Source organism: Streptomyces sp. NPDC022552 (assembly GCF_055561875.1).
Map to the genome: position 1 here is coordinate 90,051 of NZ_JBVHGJ010000005.1, position 21,447 is coordinate 111,497.

General features: G+C 72.3%; 17 protein-coding genes, 2 tRNA genes and 1 other RNA gene. 12 read left to right on the plus strand and 8 right to left on the minus strand.

From position 1 onward, the window contains the following. The first annotated feature begins 11 nt into the window (after positions 1-11). Positions 12-87 (plus strand) — tRNA-Gly (locus ACZ3OF_RS15960). Positions 88-151: 64 nt separating this feature from the next. Here ACZ3OF_RS15960 and ACZ3OF_RS15965 read toward each other — a convergent pair. The 6 genes from ACZ3OF_RS15965 to ffs form a co-directional block, all read right to left on the minus strand. After that, positions 152-1,063, minus strand: coding sequence for a phosphoribosylaminoimidazolesuccinocarboxamide synthase (locus tag ACZ3OF_RS15965; protein WP_361670551.1), 912 nt, complete (start codon positions 1,061-1,063; stop codon positions 152-154). Between the two features lie 144 nt (positions 1,064-1,207). Continuing rightward, positions 1,208-2,668 (minus strand): N,N-dimethylformamidase beta subunit family domain-containing protein, encoded by a 1,461-nt coding sequence (locus tag ACZ3OF_RS15970; RefSeq protein ID WP_361670548.1) that lies wholly within the window; start codon positions 2,666-2,668, stop codon positions 1,208-1,210. A 181-nt stretch (positions 2,669-2,849) separates the two neighbouring features. Beyond that, on the minus strand, positions 2,850-4,811 hold the full coding sequence (locus ACZ3OF_RS15975) for a M48 family metalloprotease (RefSeq protein ID WP_467305071.1): 1,962 nt from the start codon (positions 4,809-4,811) through the stop codon (positions 2,850-2,852). Between the two features lie 217 nt (positions 4,812-5,028). After that, complete coding sequence (gene purD / locus ACZ3OF_RS15980) at positions 5,029-6,327, minus strand: phosphoribosylamine--glycine ligase (RefSeq protein ID WP_467305073.1); 1,299 nt, start codon at positions 6,325-6,327, stop codon at positions 5,029-5,031. A 61-nt stretch (positions 6,328-6,388) separates the two neighbouring features. Then, positions 6,389-8,524, minus strand: coding sequence for a DNA polymerase III subunit gamma and tau (locus ACZ3OF_RS15985; protein ID WP_467305075.1), 2,136 nt, complete (start codon positions 8,522-8,524; stop codon positions 6,389-6,391). Positions 8,525-8,560: 36 nt separating this feature from the next. Further along, positions 8,561-8,659: signal recognition particle sRNA small type (ffs, locus tag ACZ3OF_RS15990), an RNA gene on the minus strand. 108 nt (positions 8,660-8,767) lie between these two features. Here ffs and ACZ3OF_RS15995 point away from each other — a divergent pair. Continuing rightward, positions 8,768-8,855: transfer RNA gene (locus ACZ3OF_RS15995), tRNA-Ser, on the plus strand. Between the two features lie 496 nt (positions 8,856-9,351). Further along, positions 9,352-9,978 carry an alpha/beta fold hydrolase gene (locus ACZ3OF_RS16000; protein WP_467305398.1) on the plus strand — a complete coding sequence of 209 codons (627 nt, stop codon included), beginning with the start codon at positions 9,352-9,354 and terminating at the stop codon, positions 9,976-9,978. Positions 9,979-10,033: 55 nt separating this feature from the next. Here ACZ3OF_RS16000 and ACZ3OF_RS16005 read toward each other — a convergent pair whose 3' ends face one another. Continuing rightward, positions 10,034-10,591 (minus strand): hypothetical protein, encoded by a 558-nt coding sequence (locus tag ACZ3OF_RS16005; protein WP_361670538.1) that lies wholly within the window; start codon positions 10,589-10,591, stop codon positions 10,034-10,036. A gap of 229 nt (positions 10,592-10,820) precedes the next feature. On the opposite strand from ACZ3OF_RS16005, the gene ACZ3OF_RS16010 reads away from it, so the two are divergent. From ACZ3OF_RS16010 to ACZ3OF_RS16025, 4 genes are all read left to right on the plus strand, one after another. Beyond that, on the plus strand, positions 10,821-11,327 hold the full coding sequence (locus tag ACZ3OF_RS16010) for a hypothetical protein (RefSeq protein WP_467305077.1): 507 nt from the start codon (positions 10,821-10,823) through the stop codon (positions 11,325-11,327). 318 nt (positions 11,328-11,645) lie between these two features. Further along, complete coding sequence (locus ACZ3OF_RS16015; RefSeq protein WP_467305079.1) at positions 11,646-11,972, plus strand: hypothetical protein; 327 nt, start codon at positions 11,646-11,648, stop codon at positions 11,970-11,972. A 65-nt stretch (positions 11,973-12,037) separates the two neighbouring features. Next, positions 12,038-12,697, plus strand: a complete 660-nt coding sequence (locus ACZ3OF_RS16020) for an ABC transporter ATP-binding protein (protein WP_467305081.1) — start codon at positions 12,038-12,040, stop codon at positions 12,695-12,697. Further along, positions 12,694-14,976: an FtsX-like permease family protein gene (locus ACZ3OF_RS16025; protein WP_467305082.1), complete on the plus strand. Its 2,283-nt coding sequence runs from the start codon at positions 12,694-12,696 to the stop codon at positions 14,974-14,976. The genes ACZ3OF_RS16020 and ACZ3OF_RS16025 overlap by 4 nt, the downstream gene beginning before the upstream one ends. 18 nt (positions 14,977-14,994) lie before the next feature. On the opposite strand, the gene ACZ3OF_RS16030 is transcribed toward ACZ3OF_RS16025, so the two are convergent. Further along, complete coding sequence (locus tag ACZ3OF_RS16030; protein WP_467305083.1) at positions 14,995-16,185, minus strand: MFS transporter; 1,191 nt, start codon at positions 16,183-16,185, stop codon at positions 14,995-14,997. Positions 16,186-16,269: 84 nt separating this feature from the next. Between ACZ3OF_RS16030 and ACZ3OF_RS16035 the strand changes: the two genes are divergently transcribed. The 5 genes from ACZ3OF_RS16035 (at position 16,270) to ACZ3OF_RS16055 (ending at position 21,445) form a co-directional block, all read left to right on the plus strand. Continuing rightward, entirely contained in the window at positions 16,270-17,277 is a 1,008-nt protein-coding gene (locus ACZ3OF_RS16035) for an ArsR/SmtB family transcription factor (protein ID WP_361670527.1), read from the plus strand. Further along, positions 17,274-18,182, plus strand: coding sequence for an alpha/beta fold hydrolase (locus tag ACZ3OF_RS16040; RefSeq protein ID WP_467305086.1), 909 nt, complete (start codon positions 17,274-17,276; stop codon positions 18,180-18,182). Before ACZ3OF_RS16035 ends, ACZ3OF_RS16040 begins: the two co-directional genes overlap by 4 nt. Positions 18,183-18,245: 63 nt before the next feature. Beyond that, complete coding sequence (locus ACZ3OF_RS16045) at positions 18,246-19,301, plus strand: aldo/keto reductase (RefSeq protein WP_467305088.1); 1,056 nt, start codon at positions 18,246-18,248, stop codon at positions 19,299-19,301. A gap of 182 nt (positions 19,302-19,483) precedes the next feature. Continuing rightward, entirely contained in the window at positions 19,484-20,677 is a 1,194-nt protein-coding gene (locus ACZ3OF_RS16050) for a winged helix DNA-binding domain-containing protein (RefSeq protein WP_467305090.1), read from the plus strand. A 342-nt stretch (positions 20,678-21,019) separates the two neighbouring features. Next, positions 21,020-21,445, plus strand: coding sequence for a YciI family protein (locus ACZ3OF_RS16055; RefSeq protein ID WP_361670516.1), 426 nt, complete (start codon positions 21,020-21,022; stop codon positions 21,443-21,445). Positions 21,446-21,447: the final 2 nt, after the last annotated feature.

A 21,447-nucleotide genomic window follows, 5' to 3' on the forward strand; every position in this document is an offset into this window, starting at 1 on the left:
CTACGGCGCATGCGGACGTGGCTCAGTTGGTAGAGCATCACCTTGCCAAGGTGAGGGTCGCGAGTTCGAATCTCGTCGTCCGCTCCATCGAAGAAGCCCCCGGTCCTCTCGGACCGGGGGCTTCTTCGTGTTCCGGGACGGGGCCCAGGGGTCACTCCCAGGCGTTGCCGGTCAGCAGCTCGTACGCCTCGATGTACTTGGCGCGCGTCGCGTCCACGATCTCCTGCGGGAGCGCGGGCGGCGGCTGCTCGCTCCTGCGGTCCCAGCCGGAGGCCGCGGAGGTCAGCCAGTCACGGACGAATTGCTTGTCGTACGAGGGCTGGGCGCGGCCCGGCTCCCACTGGTCGGCCGGCCAGAAGCGGGACGAGTCCGGGGTGAGCACCTCGTCGGCGAGGACCAGCGTCTCGCCCGCCTCGGTCGACGCGAAGCCGAACTCGAACTTGGTGTCGGCGAGGATGATGCCCCGCTCGCGGGCGATGTCCCGGGCCCGGCTGTAGACCGCGAGGGTCGTCCGGCGCAGCAGGGCGGCCGTCTCCGCGCCGACCTGGCGGGCGACCTCCTCGTACGACACGTTCTCGTCGTGGTCGCCGACCGCGGCCTTGGTGGCCGGGGTGAAGATCGGCGCGGGCAGCTCGGAGCCGTCGCTGAGGCCCTCGGGGAGCGCGAGGCCGCAGACCGTACGCGACTCGTCGTACTCGAGGAGGCCGGAGCCGGTCAGATAGCCGCGGGCCACACACTCGACCGGCACCATGGCCAGCGACGTGCAGATGAGGGTGCGGCCTTCCCAGTCGGCGGGGGCGCCGGGCGGGAGCTCGGTCGAGATGACGTGGTTGGGGACGAGGTCCGCGAGCCGGTCGAACCACCACAGGGACAGCTTGGTGAGCACCCGCCCCTTGTCGGGGATCTCGGTCGGCAGGACCCAGTCGTACGCGGACATACGGTCGCTGGCCACCATCACGAGGTCGCCGGCCTCGTTCTGGTAGAGGTCACGCACCTTGCCCGTGTGGAGGTGGGTCAGGCCCGGGACCTGGACGGGCTCGGGCTTTTCTACGAATCCGGACACGGTTCCTCCGCGTAGGTTGATCCAGGAGCAGTTCGATTCTCTCGCACTCCGCGGGTCTCTCGGCGCGCGGCCCCTCGAAGCCCTGGTCAGACCCGCTTGTCGATCACTTCCGCTCGATCAGGCGCGCTTGATCAGTCCCGCTCGTCAGTCCCGCTTGCAGATGCGGTCGAGGAGGTTGGCCGTGGCGCGCTGGATCCGCTCGTCGACATGGCCCGGCCGGTCGAGGGCGGGCGACCAGGCGAAGGTTCCCGAGGCGAAGACCCAGGCACCGGACGGGGCGCGGTAGAGCGAGGTCTCCTGGTGGCGCAGGGCGCCGTCGCCGTCCCGGTAGGGCGAGTGGGCGAGCAGGATGCGGCCCTGGTGCTCGGGGAGGGCGGTGCGCGGGAAGTAGCGGTCCGCCTCGCCCGCGACCAGGCCGGGGATCTCGGTCCCGTCCCCGGCGCCGGTGGCCTCCCAGAGCCAGTGGTCCGCGTTCCGTACGACCAGGGGGTGCGGCTCCGGAACCCTCCCCGCGTACTGGATGCCGAGCAGCTGCTGCTCCGGGCGGTCGATCTCGCGCCAGAGCGCGGAGCGGCCGGGGCCGCGGCGCTTGCGGCAGGTGAGGAGCCGGTCGGGGACACCGGACGGCGACGGGCCCAGCTCCACCTGCCAGTACATGGTGTTGGCGGAGAGGAAGACGAGAGAGGTGCCCTGGTCACGGGCGAGTTCGACGGTCCGGCGCATGGGGACTGACCAGTACTCGTCGTGGCCCGGGAAGACCAGGCCGCGGTAGCGGCTGGGGTCGACGCGACCGGCGTGCAGATCGCGGGTCTCGGCGTAGGCGAGGTCGTAGCCGTACCGCTCGGCCCAGCGGATGAAGTCGTAGGCGTGGCCGACGTGGAGGGGGAGACCGGCGCCCGCGTAGGGGCGGTCGAAGGAGACGGTGATCGCCGCGTCCCGCTCGCCGAGGAGCCGGCCCTCCTCGTCCCACGCGTGGTAGAGACTGGCGCCCGTCCGGCCGTCCTCGGGGTAGAGGTTGTACGCCTGCCAGGTGATGTCCGGGAGGACGAGGAGCAGGTCGGCGGGGTGGTTGTCGCGGACGGTGAAGGGGATGTGCGAGCGGTAGCCGCCGACGGTGGTGAGCACGGCGACGTACGCGCCGATCGACCAGTGGGCCGGGATCTGCAGTCGCCAGGACTGCCACCAGTGGTGGCAGGAGACGGTGCGGTCGGCGGCGAGCGGGGTGGGCTGGACGATGCCGGAGAGGCGGGGGCTGGTGGTGACCTTGGTGGCGCCCTCGCCCGCGTAGTGACCGATCCGGTAGATGTCGACCGAGAACTGCTGCGGCGGGTCCACCGTGATGTGGAAATCGATCGCCTCACCGGGGGCCACGGCCCCGTTCGACGCGAACCCCTTGATCTGGCTCCGTACGTCGTCGGCCGTGCGCGGACCGCCGCTGCCGCCGCGGGCCAGTGTCTCGTCGGCGTACCACGGGACGACCTGGCCCGTGTCGTCGAAATAGTTCTCCGAACCGCGCAGCCAGGGCAGAGGCCCCTGACCGAAGGGGTCCGTGACGGCGTGGGCGAGCGCGCCCGATTCCCACCGCCTGATCTGCTCCGCCCCCATAACGCGCCCCTCCCTCGACTCCCCCGCGTGCTGTCTGCCGTCGTGTCGCACATGCGCTGTCATGGGCTGTCATGTGCTGCTGTCAGTGCCGGTCTCCAGCACATCACATAACGCACGCACTCCGTCACCGTTCGTCGCGAATTGACGTGAACGGAAGGCGAGCTTCCGGTGACTGGTGCCCTCAGACCAGTCGGACGGGCTTCTCGGGGCGGACGCCCGTCTCGGTGAGCCAGGCGCTCAGAGGCTCGGGGTCGCCCTCCTCGACGAGGGCGAGGACGCGGGCGGTGAGGTCGGTGTTCCGCACGCCACCGACGAGGAGCGCGGGGCCGTCGAGCCAGTCGAGGCCGGGGGCGGCGCCGGCGGTGTCGACGGCGGCGCAGCAGACCATCGCCGTCACATGGTCGGCGAGGAGGTCGCGCCCGGTCCGGGGCGGCTGGAGCGGGAAGAGCGGCAGCATGTCGCCGCCGAGGGCTCCCGCCGCGGTGTGCGGCGCGAGGGCGGGCGCGGCGGGCATGGCGGCCTCCTCGCGCGCGACGCGTGCGGTGAGCGCGGCGGCGAGGGTGTCGGCGGTGGGGTTGGCCACGGGGAGCTCGACGGGGTCGAGATCGCCGGAGGCGCCGGAGGCGTCGAGGTCGACTGAGGGGGCGGGGGCGTCGGAGGGGGCGGGTGCGACGGAGGGGGCGACGGAGGAGCCGGGGGCGAGGTCGTCGGAGGGGGCGGAAGCGTCGGAGGGGGCGAGGTCGCCGGAAGAGGCGGGGTCGCCGGCGGGGGCGGGCGTGGGACGGGTCGGCTGGGGCCTGGGGGCGCCGTCCTGCCGCGCCTCGGCCTCGGGTGCCAGGTCCGCGTCCGCCTCGGGGCGGGACGACAGGTGGGCCATCACGCGGGTCAGCGTCGGACCGCCGACGGTCGCGCGCGCCGGGCCGGTACGGGTGCCCGGCCCTGGCGGGAGGACGCCCAGTTCGTCGAGGACCTGGTGGAGGCGGGCCGCGTCGCTGCGCCACTTCCGGTCCACGACCTCCTCCGGGTACTGGCTCCAGTCCACCGGGGCCCAGTCCGGGCCGGCCTCCGCCGGGCCGCCGTGGAAGAGCCGGGCCGCGAGCAGCGAGGCGGCCTCGTCGACCGCACCGGGCTCTTCCAGCAGGTCACAGGCCGGGCGCTCGCCGAGCCGGGAGGCGAAGCCCTCGGCGAGGCGGTCGCGGCGGGACAGCTCGGTGAGCGCGGCGACCACGCCCACGTCGAGGCTCGACGGCCAGCGACCCATCCGCCAGGCGGGCAGCGCGACGCGGGTGAGCAGCCGGTCCCAGCCCGCGTAGGCGAGGCCGACCTGCTCCTGGGCGACGATCCGGATGCCGTAGTCCACAGCCTGTGCACGCTCGGAGCCGGCCACGGCGACGCCCCGCTCCATCTCGGCGGCGTGCCCGCGACACAGACGCAGCAGGACCCGGGCGGCCCACGCGATCGCGTGCGCGCCGAGCCTGCCGACCGGGTCGAGCCCGGGCGTACGGGGAGCGGCGACGGCGGCGTCGAGGCCTTGGACGAAGCGGCGGGCCGCGGATATGTCGGGGTGCGCCGACGGGGCCGTACCGGCGACGACGGGGGCGAGGACCGCGCGCAGCTCACCGACCCGCATCCACCAGAGGAACGGCGAGCCTATGACCAGGACCGGCGCGTCGGTGGAGCGCCGCAGTCCGGCCGTACGCCCGGAGCCGTGCGCCGGGTGCGTACGGTCCTCGAGCCAGCTGTCGCAGTCGGGGGTGAGGGCTATCGCGGAGGGCGCGGGGACGCCGAGCCGGTCGGCCAGGTCCCGCACCATCCGGTAGAGGTCGGGGGCCGAGGTCTCGGCGAGCTCGACGGTGGGGGTGACGGCGGGCCGGGAGCGCGCGATCACCAGGGCCACGGCCGCCGCGGCGAGCAGGACGACCAGCGCGAGCACCGTGGTGAGCCAGCGGGCGGTGTCCCAGCCGGCCCCGGTCATATGGCCGGTGACCCCGCCCGCGTACAGGACCACGGCCGCGGCGGCCGGGAGGACGGCGACACCCAGGGCCCTGCCGCGGACCCGGAGCACGGCGAGGGCCCGGAGGCGCGCGGCGCGCGCACCCATCTCCTCGCCGACAACGGAACCGGTACCGGACACGCCGTACATCACCCCCTCCTGCCCTCGTCGGGACTGCCTGTGGCGGTGTTGCTCACTCCCCCACTGTGGCACCCGCCACTGACATCGCAATGCCGGTGGGCCAAGTGCCGGAACGCCTGCGCCGCACCCTAGTTGGGGCGTCGGCAGGCGTCATCCGGATGGCTCAGCCGTCACTCGATGGAATGGCTTTGGGCAAAGGTGATGACGGTTCGGGGCGGTTAGAGGTTCACTCCCCCGCGGCCTTGCGCGCGATGTCCGTACGGTGCTGCGAGCCGTCCAGCCGGATGCGGCCGACCGCCTTGTACGCCCGCTCGCGGGCCTGCGCCAGGTCCTTTCCGGTCGCGGTGACCGACAGGACGCGGCCGCCGGCGCTCACGATCGCGTCGCCGTCCCGCTTCGTCCCGGCGTGCAGGACGTACGCGTGCGGTGCATCCTGCGCCGCGACCTCGTCCAGACCGTCGATCGGGTCGCCCGTACGCGGGGTCGCCGGGTAGTTGTGCGAGGCGACGACCACGGTCACGGCCGCGTCCTCGCGCCAGGTCAGCGGCGGCTCGTTGTCGAGGGTGCCGTTGGCCGCGTTCAGCAGGACGCTCGCGAGCGGGGTCCGCAGCCGGGCCAGGACGACCTGGGTCTCCGGGTCGCCGAAGCGGGCGTTGAACTCGATGACCCGTACGCCACGGCTGGTGATCGCCAGACCCGCGTACAGCAGGCCCTGGAACGGGGTGCCGCGGCGGCGCAGCTCGTCGACCGTCGGCTGGAGGACGGTGTCCATGACCTCGTCGACCAGCTTGGGGTCGGCCCACGGCAGCGGGGAGTACGCGCCCATGCCACCGGTGTTCGGGCCCTCGTCCCCGTCTAGCGCGCGCTTGAAGTCCTGCGCCGGGGTGAGCGGGAGGACGGTGACGCCGTCGGTGATCGCGAAGAGGGAGACCTCGGGGCCGTCCAGGAACTCCTCGATGACCGCCCGCCCGTCGCCCGCCACCGCCCCGGAACGAGTCGCTTCGCGACGCTGTGACACACAGGCGAGCGCGTGGGCGCGGGCCTCGGCGAGGTCGGAGGTGACCACGACGCCCTTGCCGGCCGCGAGGCCGTCGTCCTTCACCACGTACGGAGCGCCGAAGGCGTCGAGCGCCTCGTCGATCTCCTCCGCGGTGGTGCAGACGTAGCTGCGGGCGGTCGGGACGTTGGCCCCGGCCATGACGTCCTTGGCGAACGCCTTGGAGCCCTCCAGCTGCGCCGCCTGCTCGGACGGGCCGAAGCAGTAGATGCCGGCCGCGCGGACGGCGTCGGCGACACCCGCGACGAGCGGGGCCTCCGGGCCGACGACGACCAGGCCGGCCTGGAGGTCGACGGCGAGCCGCGCGACGGCGTCGCCGTCCAGCTGGTCGACGGGGTGCAGCTCGGCGACCTCCGCGATTCCGGCGTTGCCGGGCGCGCAGTGCAGAGCGGTGACGTCGGGATCGAGGGAGAGAGAGCGGCACAGGGCGTGTTCGCGGGCGCCGCCGCCGATGACGAGGACCTTCACGCCAGCCAGGGTAGCCCGCGCGGCGGGATGCCCCTTGTGCGGGCCACCGAGCGAGACGTCCCTACTCGTTCGTGTATTCCTCCACAACGGTGGCTCCGAGCTCCCGCACGATCAGGTCGTGGCCGGAGAGGGCGGAGTCGACGAGGTCCGGATCGTCCTCCTCCGGCACGTCGTCCTCGGGCGCGACGGGCGCCGGCGCGTGATGGACGGGCGGCGCGGCCTGCGGCTGGTTCCGGGCTGCGGCGCCGGACGCGGACGCCTGCTGGGCCGGCGGAGCGGGGGGCGCCTGCGGGGGCTGGTGCGCCGACTGGGCCTGATGGTTCTGCTGGGTCTGCTGTGGGGAAGACCACTGCTGTTGCGGGGCGGAGGCCTGGGCCGGGCGTCCGCCGCCGAAGCCGGTCGCGGCGGGCGGCGGGGTGGCACCGCCCGAGGGGTCGATGATCGCCTCGATCTTCCACTGCACGTTGAACTGGTCGGAAAGAACCTGGCGCAGGACGTCCTCGCTGCCGCTGCTCGCGAAGTTGTCGCGGGCACCGGCGTTGAGGAAGCCGAGCTGGACGGTGGTTCCGTCGAACCCGGCCACCTGGGCGTTCTGGCTGAGCAGGATCCAGGTGAAGCGGCGCTTGTTCTTGACCGCGTCGAGGATCGACGGCCACATGTTCCGCACCTGGGCGGCGCCTTGGGCCATGTCGCCCGTGGGGGCGGGTGCGGCCGCGGCTACCGGCGCGGCCTGCGGCGCGGGGGCCTGCGGCGCCGGAGTCGAGGCACCCGGCCAGGCTCCGGGCGCGGGCGCGGCGGGGGGCGCGGCTCCGGGCCAGGCACCGGGCCTGGGTCCTTCCGCGGCCGGCTGCGGCTGTGCGGGCTGCACGGGTGCGGGCTGCGGCTGTACGGGCGTGGGCGCCGGGGCCTGCGGGGCGGGGGCCTGCTGGACCGGGGCGGGCGGGGGCGGGGCCATCGGCGTATGGGCGTCGGGCCCGGGGACGTACCCCATGGCGGGCGCGGGCGAACCGGCTGTGAAGACGGCGGGGGGCGCGGCGGCGGCGCCGCGCTCGAGCCGGTCGATCCGGGCCTGGAGCGACCGCTCGTCGTCGAAGGCGGCGGGCAGCAGCACGCGCGCGCAGATCAGCTCCAGCTGGAGCCGGGGCGAGGTGGCCCCGCGCATCTCGGTCAGTCCGGTGTTGACCAGGTCGGCCGCACGGCTCAGCTCGGCGGCGCCGAACACGGACGCCTGCGCCTGCATCCGCTCCACGACGTCCACGGGAGCGTCGATGAGCCCCTTCTCGGCGGCGTCCGGCACGGCGGCGAGGATCACCAGGTCGCGCAGCCGCTCCAGGAGGTCGGCGACGAAGCGGCGGGGGTCGTTGCCGCCCTCGATGACGCGGTCCACGACCTCGAAGGCCGCCGCGCCGTCACCGGCGGCGAAGGCGTCCACGACCGAGTCGAGCAGGGACCCGTCCGTGTAGCCGAGAAGAGAGGTCGCCATGGCGTACGTCACACCGTCGTCGGCGGCGCCGGCGAGCAGCTGGTCCATCACGGACATCGAGTCACGCACGGATCCGGCACCGGCGCGGACGACGAGCGGCAGCACACCGTCCGCGACGGGGATGCCCTCGCGCCCGCAGACCTCGCCCAGGTACTCCCGCAGGGTGCCGGGCGGCACGAGCCGGAACGGGTAGTGGTGCGTACGGGACCGGATCGTCCCGATCACCTTCTCCGGCTCGGTGGTGGCGAAGATGAACTTGAGGTGCTCCGGCGGCTCCTCGACCACCTTCAGCAGGGCGTTGAAGCCCGCCGAGGTGACCATGTGCGCCTCGTCGATGATGTAGATCTTGTACCGGCTGGAGGCGGGGCCGAAGAAGGCCTTCTCCCGCAGGTCACGGGCGTCGTCCACACCACCGTGGGAGGCTGCGTCGATCTCGATGACGTCGATCGATCCCGGCCCGTTCCGCGCCAGGTCACGGCAGGACTGGCACTCCCCGCAGGGCGTGGGAGTGGGACCCTGCTCACAGTTCAGACAGCGCGCGAGGATCCGCGCACTGGTCGTCTTGCCGCAGCCGCGGGGCCCGCTGAACAGGTACGCGTGATTGACCCGGTTGTTCCGCAGGGCCTGCTGCAACGGGTCGGTGACATGCTCCTGCCCGATGACCTCGGCGAAGGACTCGGGGCGGTAGCGGCGGTACAGCGCGAGAGACGACACGTATACGAGGTTATAGGCGCCCACCGACAACCCGGGAACGCAAGCGCCCCTCACGCACCCGCCAGAGCCGACCTACCCTTGCTGCCTTCCGGCCCTGGGGGAGTTCAGTCAGATAGCGCCACGTGAGGGGCTCCGCCAAGGGTACCCGATCCCGGAGGTCCCGCGGTCCCCCGATCCCGGCCGCGGGAACCTCTTCTGGATCACGTTCGCGAGCACCCCTCAGCGTCTTGTATTGTTTGCGGCGGAGGATTCGCCTAGTGGCCTAGGGCGCACGCTTGGAAAGCGTGTTGGGGGCAACCCCTCACGAGTTCGAATCTCGTATCCTCCGCCAGTGCCTCACCGGGCACGATGTCGAAGGCCCCACCGCTCGCGGTGGGGCCTTCGACGTTTGCGGACCTCGTTGCGCTTGATGCTTGCCTGTCCACAGCGGGCCTGTGCGCGGGCGGTCCCGCGCGCCTGAGCCGTCATCGGCCCCTCAGGGGTCGACGCCACGGACGCGTTCCACCAGTCGACGATCATGGCGTGACCTCTGCGAAGCAGACCCTGTTGATTGATCATGAACGTTGATCAGGTGCATCGCTTCGTCTGGGGCGGATTCACCTACACCTGCCGTGTCGTCGAGAACCCCGCCCCCGTCACCCAGCCTGTGGTGGTGGTCGGCGGCGCGTTCCAGGACATGCACTCCTACCGTCGACTGGAGGGCACCTGGGCCGCGGCCGCGACCGTGATCAGCGTCGACCTGCCGGGGTCGGGCGCCGCCGACGAACTGCCCGGCTCCTACGGTTTCGACTTCCTGTCCTGCGCCCTGGCCCGATCTCCTGGACCGCCTGGGACTGGACCGGGTCAACATCTTCGGGGCGTCCTACGGTGTACCGGCCGTCTACGGCCTGGCCCAGGAGCGCCCCGAGCGGGTGGCCCGCATGGCATTGGCGGGCGCTGCCCCGATCTACCCGGCCGCCGGACTGCGTGCGCTACGGGCCATGGTGCAGGGACTGGAAGCCGGCGACACCGAGGTCTACGCACGCATGAGCATCGCGGCGTTGCTGTCACCCGCCGACCGGGCCGTCCGCAACCGCGCGGTCGCCACCCGGCTCCTGTCCCGGGACATGCGTTCGGTTGCCGCGGCCGACATCCCCCGGCACATCGCGTCGACGCGTCGCGTCATCGACTGGGGAGGGCTGCGGCCGGGCGGCATCGAGGGCGTGCCGGCCTTGTGCTTCACCGGCGAACACGACTCGCTCACCCTGCCCGACCTCGGCCGCGCAGTGGCGGCCACGATCTCCGGCAGCACCTTCACGCAGATCCGCGAGGCCGACCACCTGATCCTGCTCGAACGGCCGCGGGAGATGTCCGACCTCATCGCCCGCTTCTTCACCGACCAGCCCCTGCACGACCTGCCCTATCTCACCCCGCTCGAACATCCCTCGGTCCCCGACCTGGCCGTGGTCCGCTGAGGGGGCTGCTCGGGACCCCGGCCAGGTGGGGCGTACACGACACCGCCGACGGGTCCTACACGGGGCAGGGGCGGTACTCGAGGCTCAGTTCGCGGTCGACGGCGTAACTGGTGCGCATCGACGCGTCGATGACCTGCTGCCAGGTGCCGTACTTGGCGTAGAGCTGGTCCGCCGTGGGGCCGAGGGGGTTGCCGTACTTGGCGATGTTCCGGGCCTCCAGGACGCGGACCTCCTCCGGGGTCATGCCCGCGCGGGTGATCGCCTTGGCCTGGTTGCGCATGTCGACCAGTTCGCGGGCGATCTCCTCGTCCGAGGCTCCCGCTTCACGCATGTTGGCCTCCGTACGGTGCATGTCCTCCAGGAGCTCGTGGTACTGCATCCGCGTCCGCTGGGCCTCCACCTTCTCGTCCATCGGCAGGACGCGGATCCGGCAGACGACGGGGTCGGTGCTGGGACAGGGGTCGTCGGCCGCGACGGGGCGGGCGAGCGGCGCCGTGATGATCGAACCGCAGGCCTCCTCCGCGGCGACGGAGGAGGCGGCCGTGGTCAGCAACGCGACGGCGGCCACGAACGGGACGAGGGCGCGGCGGGGCAGGGATGTGGGAATGCGCATGCGCGCATCCTTGAGCGCCGAGCCGCGCCGGCTCACGCCGCCACACCGATGATCACTCCTACGGGGCGGGCGGTGCGGGAGCGGTCTCGATCATCGGGGGAGGCGTGGGGCCGGGATCACTGCGCGCCAGGCCGTCCAGGACCACCTCCAGCCCGTACGTGAACTTCGTGTCGCGGATCTCGACCGGATCGAGCGCCAGGGACGCCTCGTACTCCTCGGCCAGGTGGTCGTGGTCGGCCGCAGCCCGCTTGGCGCACTCGGCCTGCTCGGCCTCGGCGCCGGCCTCGCGATGCCGGCGGCGGTCGGCGCGCTGATGAGCACGATCCCGGCGGAGAAGGCGGGCGTCGGCTCGGCCCTGAACGACACGATCCAGCACGCCGGCACGGCGCTCGGCATCGCGATCCTCGGCTCGCTCCTGTCGAGCCGCTTCGCCACGGAGGGGCCGGCGGACGCCCCGGAGCAGGCGAAGCACTCGATCGGCGGCGCGCTGGCGACAGCGGGCGAGAACGGCGCCCTGGCGAACGCGGCGCGGGAGGCGTTCATGACGTCGATGTCGGCGACGTTCACGATCAGCGCGATCGGCGTCCTGGCGGCGGTGGCGATGCGGGACGGGAAGGCGGGGACGCCGGAGGCGACGCAGGTGCCGGAGGTGCCGGAGGTGCCGGAGGCGGAGTCGGGCGCCGTGGGCGGGAGCGTGGACGGCGCCGTGGACGCCAAGTCGGAGCTCGTCGGCTGACCCCGGCTGGTCAGGAAGCGCACGGAGGGCTCCGCCCGGGAAACCGGCCGGGGCTTCGGCGTTTCGGGGCGGCGGCAGGCCGGGGTCGATGGTCGGACTCGTGTGGTGATGTCACCGGATCGAGGGGTTCGGAGCGGCAGAGACGTTACGCCGAGTGATGCTCTCCGTAATCGCTGCAACACTTTCCGCAATGCCCGAGCGGGGCGCTCTCAAGCTGGAGGAAACGTGCGCAAGTTGATGACGGCGGCGGTTGCGGCGGGGTTGTTCTTGGGTGGGGCGGGGGTTGCTGTGGCGGACGGATGGCAGAGCCTTCCGCGTATGGACGACCGAGGCGTGGTCGCCGTTGGCAAGTACAAGTGGGAGCCCAGGGGACAGAACCACGGCGGATTCCACTTCGACGTGAAGCTCACGGACGACGAAGACAATGACGGTCACAACGTCTACGTGGAGTCGAAGGTCGAGGGGTACGACTGGAGCCGCCTCTACGGAGCGCAGAGGAAGACCGTCACGCTGAAGAAGGTCATCTACGACGGCGCCGCCCAGGTCACGAGCGAGGCGTGGATCCGTGCCTGCCGTGACCGCGGATCCCTGCGCCCGGACAACTGTTCAGACACCGTGCACCGCGAGCGCCCGAGGCAGCGGTAGTCACACGTACGACGTTCCGGAGGCCGCGGACGGGCGGCCTCCACAGCAAGGGAGTTCGCACCACGATGGACGCCATTCTCCACGCCGACAGCGTGGATCTCTTCTACGGAACGCAGAAGGCCGTCGACGGCGCGGCCTTCTCTCTCAGGCGTGGGGAGGTGGCGACCATCATGGGAAGCAGCGGTTCAGGGAAGTCGTCGCTGCTGTACTGCCTGGCCGGGGTGTTGGCACCGACGAGCGGTTCCGTCTCTTTCGACGGAGTCGCCTTGTCTACGCTCTCCGACGACGATCTGAGCACGCTACGGCGGGAGCGGTTCGGATTCGTCTTCCAGTACGGGGAGTTGCTGCCCGAGCTGACGGTCGAGGAAAACACCGCCCTGCCGCTGCGGCTCTCCGGCCAGCGCAAAGCGCCCGCGCACGCGGCCGCCGGGGAGTTCCTCGGGCGGCTCGGAATGACCGAGCTGCTGCAACGCAGGACCTCCCAGCTCTCCGGCGGTCAGAGCCAGCGGGTCGCCGTCGCCCGGGCTCTCGTCCACCGGCCCGACGTGGTGTTCGCCGACGAGCCGACCGGCGCGCTCGACAGCATCAACGCCTCTGCCGTACTGGATGAGTTCCTGCGGCTCGCACGGGACCAGGGCACGGCTGTCGTCATCGTCACGCACGACGCGACGGTGGCCGAGCACGCGGACAGCCGGTACACGATGACCGACGGGATCCTGAAGTGAACCCTTTCCTGCTCGGCATGCTGCTGGTGTGGCGTGGCGGACGCAGGGGCCGGGCCCGGTTTCTGCTGATGACGTTCGGCTGCTCACTCGGCGTGGCCTGCCTCGCCGCCGTTCTCACCATTCCGGCGATCCTCGCCGCCCACGACGCCAGATCAGCCGCCCGTGAGCCACGAGCGGAGTACGAGCTGAATGGTGGATGGTCGACCACCGACACGATCGCATTCAGCCGCAAGGACGCGTACGGATCCCAGCCGCTCCGCCGGGTGTTCGTCGCCCGTTCGCTGTCCGGCCGAGCGCCGGTTCCTCCTGGCATCGACCAGCTGCCCACCGCTGGCGAAGTCATTGTCTCGCCGCAGCTGCGCGAGATTCTGGCCGAGGCCCCTGGAGTGGCTGGACTCCTGCCCGGCAAGGTAACCGGCACGATTGGGCCGCAGGGGCTCACCGGCCCCGACGAGCTTTACGCCTACATCGGTACAACCCATGCCCAAATGCCGAAAGACGGCGTCCGGCGCGTCGACCACTTCGGCGCTCGCTACCCCGTCGCCGAGGTTGTCGAAGAATCCACCCTCGACATTCTGCGATTCACCCTGGCCTGCGTGGTACTGCTCCCACTCGCCGTGTTCCTCTCGGTGTGCGCCCGGCTCTCGGCCGAGTCTCGCGCCCGCAGACTTGCAGCGCTACGGCTCGTCGGACTGAGCGTCAAGGACACGTTGCGGATCAGCGCGGGCGAAACCGTGGCTGCAGCGTTCCTGGGGGCGCTGCTCGGCGTCGGCGGGTACCTCGTCGTGAACGAGATCATGGCAAAAATCGGCCTGCCCGGTCTCCATTGGTACCCCGCCGACGGCCGCCCCGAGACCAGCACATACGCCGTGTGCCTGATCCTCTGCCCGGCCCTCGCCTGGTTCGTCGGCCAACGCAGCGCCCGCGCAGCCGCACTGACCCCACTCAACGTCCGCCGTACTGCAGGGCACAAACCGCCCAACGCATACGGGACGCTGCTGCTTGTTCCGGGGCTCGGCGTCATCGGCGGATACTGCGTCCTCAGCGCGCTGGGGAGAGATCCGTCCGGCGGCTCCGCCAGCACGATCCTTGTCCCCGCCGCGGTGCTGCTGACCGGAGCCGGGCTGGTCTTCGGCCTGCCACCGATCACGGCGTGGCTCGCCCGTCGGTTGGCAGGCACCACACGATCTCTACCACTGGCGCTCGCGATGCGCCGCGCCGAGGTTGAGCCCGGCGCCTCCCTTCGCGTCGTCACCGGACTGGTGTTGCTCATCTACGCCACGGCCCTCACCCAGGGCGTCCTCGTAGAACTCAGCCAGGTCAGCCGCAACACCTCGCCCGTCCAGGAGTACAGGGTCGGAATCAGCGAACTGACCCCTCAACAGCGGGAGAGCATGACCAAGGTAAAGGGGATCAGGGCACATGGCATCAGTGCTCCGACCTGGTACGACGCTAACGGGACCAGCAACACGACCATCGACGTGACCGTCGCAACCTGCGCGCACCTCATGGCCTTCAGCAAGTCGTCCCATGGCTGCGTCGACGGGAAGATCGTCCGCATCCGACGCCCCGCCAATCCGGTGTCTGAGGATGCCAAGCCGGGGAAGAGGTTCCCCATCCTTCTGGACAACGGCCAGCAGTTCACGTTTGACGTCCCTCAGAAACTGCTGACCGTGCGCGCCTACGAGTCGTACGACCTGAGCGCCGCAGACGTGCTCATCCCGCCCTCGCTACTCCCGGCCGGCACACTTCCGGCAGACGGCCAGCTCGTTCTCGCTACTGATTCTGAGCCCCAGACGGTCCGAGCCACCCTCGACGCACTGGGCGCTATCGCCCCCACCGCCGAAATCCAACCCGTCGGCATCGTCATCACCTCCCTCGCCCAACTCACCGTAATCCGCAGCCTCCTAGCCGCCGGTATGGTCCTCGGCCTCGTCATCAGCGTCGCCGCCTTCGTCGTGTCCGTTGCCGATCGGGCCATGGAGCGGCGGGGGCAGGTTGCCGCGCTCGCCCTGCTCGGGGCGCGGGCTGCGACTCTGCGGGTGGTGCAGTGTGCTCAGGTCGTGCTGCCGCTTGCCCTGGGGCTTGGGGCGGCCGTGGTCACCGGGTGGCTTGCCGAGTCGAGTTATCTGATCACCGGGGGTGGGGCCGTTCACTGGGACTGGAGTGGTTTGCCGTTGTTGCTCGTCTGCTGCCTCGGCGTGCTGATCGCCGCCGCCGTCGCCTCCTTGCCGCTCGTGCAGCGCCACGTCGATCCCGAGCACATCCGGCGCGACTGACCCACCAGGGCCGCCCCCTCACGCCGCCAGCGCGTGCGCCGTGCGCGTCTCCACTCGGGCCGTCAGGGCCAGCGTCGCCGCCGCCGCTGCCAGGCCTCCCGCCAGGGCCGTCCACCAGAGGGTCGACGGGCCCAGGCCCGTGTAGAGCGTGACGCCCAGGGTGAGGGCCGTGAAGCGGGCCATGCCCCAGGTCCAGCTGAAGGCGCCCTGGTAGCGGCCGCGGGCGTGGGGCGGGGCCAGGTTGGCGACGACCGTCGCCGCGATGCCCGCGACCACGACCTCGCCCAGGGACCAGACGACCACCGACACCGTGAAGCCCACGATCCCGTCCGCCAGGCCCGTCAGCGCCACGCCCACCGCGATCAGGACGCTGCCCGCGCACTGGACCCGCAGCTGGGGGAGGCGGGCCAGCCTCGCCGTGACGAAGGGCTGGAGCGCGACCACCAGGATCGCGTTGACCGCCGCCATCGCCCCGTACACCGCCGGCGACAGACCGCTGTCCTGGACGGCCAGCGGCAGCGCCACCTCCGTCAGGGAGTAGACGAAGAGCTGGATCCCGAAGAGCGGGAGCAGCGCCAGGGCCAGGCGGTCCCTCAGGACCACTCCGTAGCCGATGCCGTCCCCGGCGACGGCTGCCGCCTTCTTACGGTGTGGGTCCCTCACGCGCGTCGCCACCACCGCCGCGTAGATCAGCATCGTCCCCGCGTCCACCGCGAACAGCAGCCAGTAGCCCCGCGCCGCCAGGAAACCGCCCAGGACGCCCGCCACCGCCGTACCGATGTTCACGCCCCAGCCGAACAGGGCGTACGCGCGCTGCCTGCGCTCCGCGTCGACCGCGTCCGCCATGAGCGCGTACGCCGCCGGGCCCACCAGCGCGCCCATCGCGCTGATCAGCAGCGCCGCGACCGCCATCGTCCACACGCCCGGCGCCACGAACAGCGCGCCCTGCGCCGCCGCCGAGCCGACGAGACCGAGCAGCATCGTCGGGCGGCGGCCCACGCGGTCGGCGAGGACGCCGCCAACCGCCGGGCCGAGGAGGTTGCCCGCGCCCAGGGCGCCGAGGACGTACGTCGTCTCGGGCCCCGTGACATCGCGCGCGGCGAGGAAGAAGACGAGGAAGGGCGTGACCATGAAGCCGAGCCGGTTGATGACCGTACCGGCGAAGAGGGTCCACACGGTGGGCGGAAGCCCGCGGAAGGAGGAGAGCATGCGAGGACCATGCGCCCGGGACACCTCCCCCATCCATTGATTAAGCTCAGGCCGAATCCATCAGACGGGACACCAGGGGGCCTCATGGAATCCGGGCTCAGCTTCTCGGCCGCCGATCTGGCGCAGACCCGGTTCGCCGTCTCCCCCATGTGGGAGGTCGTCACCAGCTTTCGACTGCTCAGGGACCCCAACGACCCGCCCCTGCATCGCCGTTGGGCCGCGCAGGTACGGCCCCGGGTCAGCGGTGCCGGGCTCGACCGAGGCTGGCTCGCCGAGCTGATCCCCGGCCACGGCTATCTCGCCGACTTCCTCAACCCGACCCCCGCCACCCCCTTCCCCACCCTCACCGCCGAACTCGACGCCATCCGCGCCTCCACGCCCGCCCAGGTGCGCAGGGACCTGGACATCCTCCACAGCAAGGAACCGGGAGCCGGGCACCGGCCCTCGCCCCGGCTGCGGCTGCTGTACGAGGCCCCCGAGGAGGCCCTGGAGAAGGTCGTCGCCGAGATCGAGGCGTACTGGGAACTCGCCCTCGCCCCCTACTGGGCCCGCGTCCGCCAGCTCCTCGAAGCCGATGTCTTCCACCGCGCCCGGCAGGTCGCCGAACACGGCTCGGCGCGCGTCCTGAGCGAACTGCACGAGACCGTACGGTGGGACGACGGCACCCTGCACCTGGTCCGCCGCCACTGCGCACTGACCCGCGACCAGGCCGGCTCCGGGCTGCTGCTCGTCCCCTCGGCGTTCGCCTGGCCCCGCGTCCTGACCCGTGCGGTGGCGCCCGAACCGCCCCAACTCGCCTATCCCGCGCGGGGCATCGGTAACCTCTGGGCCCCGCGTACGTCAGCCGCGGCCGATGCCGTCGCCGCCGTACTCGGCCGCTCCCGGACCCTGCTCCTCAGCGAACTCGACACCCCGGCCTCCACCACCCAACTCGCAGCCCACTGCGGCCTGTCCGCCGCCGCCGTCTCCCAGCACCTCACCGCGCTGCGCGGTGCCGGCCTCGTCACCGCGCACCGCAGCGGCCGCTCCGTCCTCTACGCCCGCACCTCGGTCGCGGACGCTCTGCTCTCCCCATCGGAGGAACTCGTATGACCGGGTCCTGGTCCGAGCGTGTCGTCATACGCGACGGTGTACGGCTCTCCTGCCGGGACCGGGGTGGCGGTGGCGGCGGGTCCGAGCCCGCCGTCGTCCTGCTGCACGGGCTCGCCGGGCACGCCGGAGAGTGGGACGCGACCGCCGTACGGCTCCGGGCCGAGGGCCACCGCGTCGTCGCCGTCGACCAGCGCGGGCACGGCCACAGCGAGCGCCTCCCGCAGGACACCTCGCGGGCCGCGTACGTCGCCGACACCGTCGCCGTGATCGAGGAACTGGGCCTGGAACGGCCCTTGCTGGTCGGGCAGTCGCTCGGCGGGCACACCGCCATGCTCACCGCCGCCGCCCACCCCGGCCTGCTGAGCGGCGTGGTCCTCGTCGAGGCCGGCCCCGCGCAGGCGGAGCCGGGCGTCGCCGACGAGATCGGCGCGTGGCTGAAGTCCTGGCCGGTGCCCTTCCCCTCGCGGGAGGCGGCCGAGCGCTTCCTGGGCGGCGGGCCCGTCGGGGAAGGATGGGCGGCCGGCCTGGAGGAACGGGACGGCGGCGGGCTGTTGCCCCGGTTCGACCCCGAGATCATGGTGCGCTCGCTCGCCGAGAACCCCACCCGGGCCTGGTGGGAGGAGTGGGCGGCGATCGACTGCCCGAAGCTCGCGGTCGTCGCCCAGAACGGGATCATCACCGCGGACGAGTTCGACGGCATGGTCCGGGGACGCCCCGATCTGTGGGCCGCGAGTGTCCCGGGCACGGGGCACGACGTGCATCTGGAGCGCCCCGACGCACTCCACGGGCTGCTCATGGGATTCCTGGGCGGCCTCGGCGGCCTCGGCGGCCTGGAACTCCCGGGCGGGCCGTCGCCGGCTCGGGGCGGAATCGACCCTTGCGCTGGAGCCCACTCCAACTCCTAGAGTGCGTCGCGCGAAGCGGCCGCGTGCGAGAGCGGCCGAAGGCCCAACGGGGAGATGTGAAGCATGCGTTATCGCGTACTCGGCGGTACCGGGATCGAAGTCAGCACGTACTGCCTCGGCACGATGATGTTCGGCGCCGTCGGCAATCCCGACCACGCGGACTCCGTACGGGCCATCCACGCCGCGCTCGACCAGGGCATCAACTTCGTGGACACCGCCGACATGTACTCGGCCGGCGAGTCCGAGGAGATCGTCGGCAAGGCGCTGCGGGACCCGCGCCGCCGTGCGGAGACCGTCCTCGCCACCAAGGGGTACTTCCCGATGGGCGACGGGCCGGCCCGCGGCGGCCTCTCCCGGCGCTGGCTCACCCGCGCGGTCGAGGACAGTCTGACGCGGCTCGGCACCGACTGGATCGACCTCTACCAGCTCCACCGGCCCGACCATCGTACGGACATAGAGGAGACGCTCTCCGTCCTCGGCGACCTCCAGGCCCAGGGCAAGATCCGGGCGTTCGGCTGCTCCACCTTCCCCGCCGAGGAGATCGTCGAGTCGCACGCCGTCGCCGAGCGGCGCGGCCTGCGCCGCTTCCGCACCGAGCAGCCGCCGTACTCGCTGCTCGCGCGGGGCGTGGAGGCGTCGGTGCTGCCGGTGGCGCAGCGGTACGGGATGGGCGTGCTGACCTGGAGCCCGCTGGCGTCCGGGTTCCTCACCGGGAAGTACCGCAAGGACCGGCCGGTCGACCTGACCGGCGGCCGTCCCGCGCTCACCCCGCACCGCTTCGACCCGGAGCTGCCGGGCAACGCCGCCAAGTACGACGCCGTCGAGCAACTGATCGCCCTGGCCGAGGAGATCGGCTGCTCGCTGCCCGAGCTGGCCCTCGCGTTCGTGACCGCGCACCCGGCGGTGACGTCCGTGATCATCGGGCCCCGGACGGGGGAGCAGCTGGAGGGGCTGCTGAAGGGCGCCTCGCTCGTGCTCGACGACGGGGTCCTCGACCGGATCGACGAGATCGTCCCGCCGGGGACGAACCTCTACCAGGCGGACGGCGCCTGGCGCCCGGAGGTCCTGACGGACGCGTCGCTGCGGCGGCGTCCGGTGACGGAACGCGCGGCGGGCTGACGAGGGCGTACGGCGGGGTCACGGCTCGGCCCGGTGACGGCGGGGCGGGACGGCTCGGCGGGCTTACGGCTCCCGGGCCGGCGCCCCCGGCTCGGCGCCCGTCCTCCTAAACCCCACCCCCCGCTCTGCGTCCGTCCTCCCAAAGCCCGCCCCCGACCCGCCCCTGGTCCATGCTTGCCCGTATGGGGACGCACACACGCCGCCGTATCGACGCCGACGAGCGCCGGGCCCGCCTCGCCGTACGCCACCGGCTGGCCCGGTCCGCGCGGGCGTCGAGCGCGGAGGAGGTCGCCGGGTCCCTCGTGGCCCTGCACGCGACCGACCCGGCGAGCGTGTTCCTCGCCGTGGCGGCGCGGCTGGCCGGGGAGCAGGGTGCCGTGGGCCCGGTGGCCGGGCTCGAGCGGGCCCTGTACGAGGACCGGACAATGACCCGGATGCACGGCATGCGGCACACGCTCTTCGTCTTCCCGACCGCCCTCGTCCCAGCCGTCCACGCCTCGACGACCCGCGATGTCGCCGCCCGCGAGCGCACGATGCTGCTGAAGGACCTGCGCAAGGGCAGCGAGTACGACGAGGCCTGGCTCACCGAGACCGAGCGGCAGGTCCTGGCCGAGCTGACGGTACGGGGCGAGGCCACCGGGGCCGAGCTTGGCCGGGCCGTGCCTCGGCTGCGCGCGCAGTACCTGTACGGGGTCGGCACCCGGCAGGAAGGGCCCCAGTCGCTCTCCAGCCGACTGCTGCGGGTCCTCGGCATGGAGGGCCGGATCGCGCGCGGGCGCCCGCTGGGGGCGTGGACCTCCAGCCAGTTCCGCTGGGCGCCGACGCCCCGGCAGCCCGATCCGAGCGACGAGGACGCCCACGCCGAACTCGTACGGCGGTGGCTGGCGGCCTGCGGTCCCGCGACGGAGGCGGACCTGAAGTGGTGGACGGGGTGGAAGGTCACCGACGTCCGCAAGGCGCTCGCGGCGATCGGCGCGGAACCGGTGGAGGTGGCGGAGGGCACCGGCCTTGTCCTGCCCGACGACCTCGACCCCGTACCGGCCGATGCCGAGCCGTGGGCGGCGCTGCTCCCGGCCCTGGACCCGACGGCGATGGGCTGGCAGTACCGCGACTGGTACACCGATCCCGCGCACAAGGCCGCGCTCTTCGACCGCAGCGGCAACATCGGCCCGACGGTGTGGTGGGACGGCCGTGTCGTGGGCGGCTGGGCGCAGCGTCCGGACGGGGAGATCGCGATCCGCTTCCTGAGCGAGGTGGGCGGCGCGGAGGCGAGGGCGGCCGTCGAGGCGGAGGCGGCGCGGCTGCGCGGCTGGCTCGGGGATGTACGGGTGACGCCCCGTTTCCGCACGCCGCTGGAGCGGGAGCTCGCGGCCTAGCCGTCCGGGGACTCGCGGGCGGGCCGACGGGCGGGCTCGTGGCCCAGCCGTCCGGGGAGCTCGCGGCCAGCCGTCCGGGGGAGCCCGCGGGCGGGCTCGCGGGTCCTCGTGAACGACGGCGCGCGCTACGACCACGTGCTCTGACGCGGTCGCCCACGCCCTGCTCGGCGCCCGGCACCTGTGCCGGGCGCCGCTCCTCGTGTCGTGCTCTGGTTCCCCCGGGTGGAATCCCGAGGAAAACCCCTCCGGCTCCCGGCGAGGTGTCGAGAATCGGCACGCGGCTCCGACGTCCCCTGTGAAGGCATCCGGGAACGGGTGAAGCCACCACCGAAGGAGAACGTCATGAAGTACCTCGTCATGGTGCAGGGGTCCCAGGCCGACTACGACACGATGAGCGGCAAGAGCTCCGGGCAGGGCCCCGCGTGGAGCGAGCAGGACATGAAGGCGATGTTCGAGCACATGGGGTCGATCAACAACGACCTCGCGGAGTCGGGCGAGCTGGTCGACGCGCAGGGACTCGTCGAGCCGGCCAGGACCCGGTTCGTGTCCGTGGACAAGGCCGGGCAGCCGGTGATCACCGACGGGCCGTACAGCGAGACGAAGGAGCTGCTCGCCGGCTACTGGGTGCTCGACTGCGCGAGCCTGGAGCGGGTCACGGAGATCGCGGCGCGCGTCGCCCGGTGCCCGCAGCCCGAGGGGGCGCCGGAGTACCCGGTGGTGATCCGCCAGATCGACGAGCGGTCCGAGTCCGAGTTTCTCGCCGGCTGAGC

What these genes read in the sequence shown, in the direction of transcription:
- ACZ3OF_RS15975 (WP_467305071.1), bottom strand. Translation starts at nt 4,811, where the DNA reads ATGTACGGCGTGTCCGGTACCGGTTCCGTTGTCGGCGAGGAGATGGGT.
- ACZ3OF_RS16055 (WP_361670516.1), top strand. Translation starts at nt 21,020, where the DNA reads ATGAAGTACCTCGTCATGGTGCAGGGGTCCCAGGCCGACTACGACACG.
- ACZ3OF_RS16045 (WP_467305088.1), top strand. Translation starts at nt 18,246, where the DNA reads ATGCGTTATCGCGTACTCGGCGGTACCGGGATCGAAGTCAGCACGTAC.
- ACZ3OF_RS16040 (WP_467305086.1), top strand. Translation starts at nt 17,274, where the DNA reads ATGACCGGGTCCTGGTCCGAGCGTGTCGTCATACGCGACGGTGTACGG.
- ACZ3OF_RS16020 (WP_467305081.1), top strand. Translation starts at nt 12,038, where the DNA reads ATGGACGCCATTCTCCACGCCGACAGCGTGGATCTCTTCTACGGAACG.
- ACZ3OF_RS16015 (WP_467305079.1), top strand. Translation starts at nt 11,646, where the DNA reads ATGGACGACCGAGGCGTGGTCGCCGTTGGCAAGTACAAGTGGGAGCCC.
- ACZ3OF_RS16030 (WP_467305083.1), bottom strand. Translation starts at nt 16,185, where the DNA reads ATGCTCTCCTCCTTCCGCGGGCTTCCGCCCACCGTGTGGACCCTCTTC.
- ACZ3OF_RS16050 (WP_467305090.1), top strand. Translation starts at nt 19,484, where the DNA reads ATGGGGACGCACACACGCCGCCGTATCGACGCCGACGAGCGCCGGGCC.
- ACZ3OF_RS15970 (WP_361670548.1), bottom strand. Translation starts at nt 2,668, where the DNA reads ATGGGGGCGGAGCAGATCAGGCGGTGGGAATCGGGCGCGCTCGCCCAC.
- ACZ3OF_RS16005 (WP_361670538.1), bottom strand. Translation starts at nt 10,591, where the DNA reads ATGCGCATTCCCACATCCCTGCCCCGCCGCGCCCTCGTCCCGTTCGTG.
- ACZ3OF_RS16035 (WP_361670527.1), top strand. Translation starts at nt 16,270, where the DNA reads ATGGAATCCGGGCTCAGCTTCTCGGCCGCCGATCTGGCGCAGACCCGG.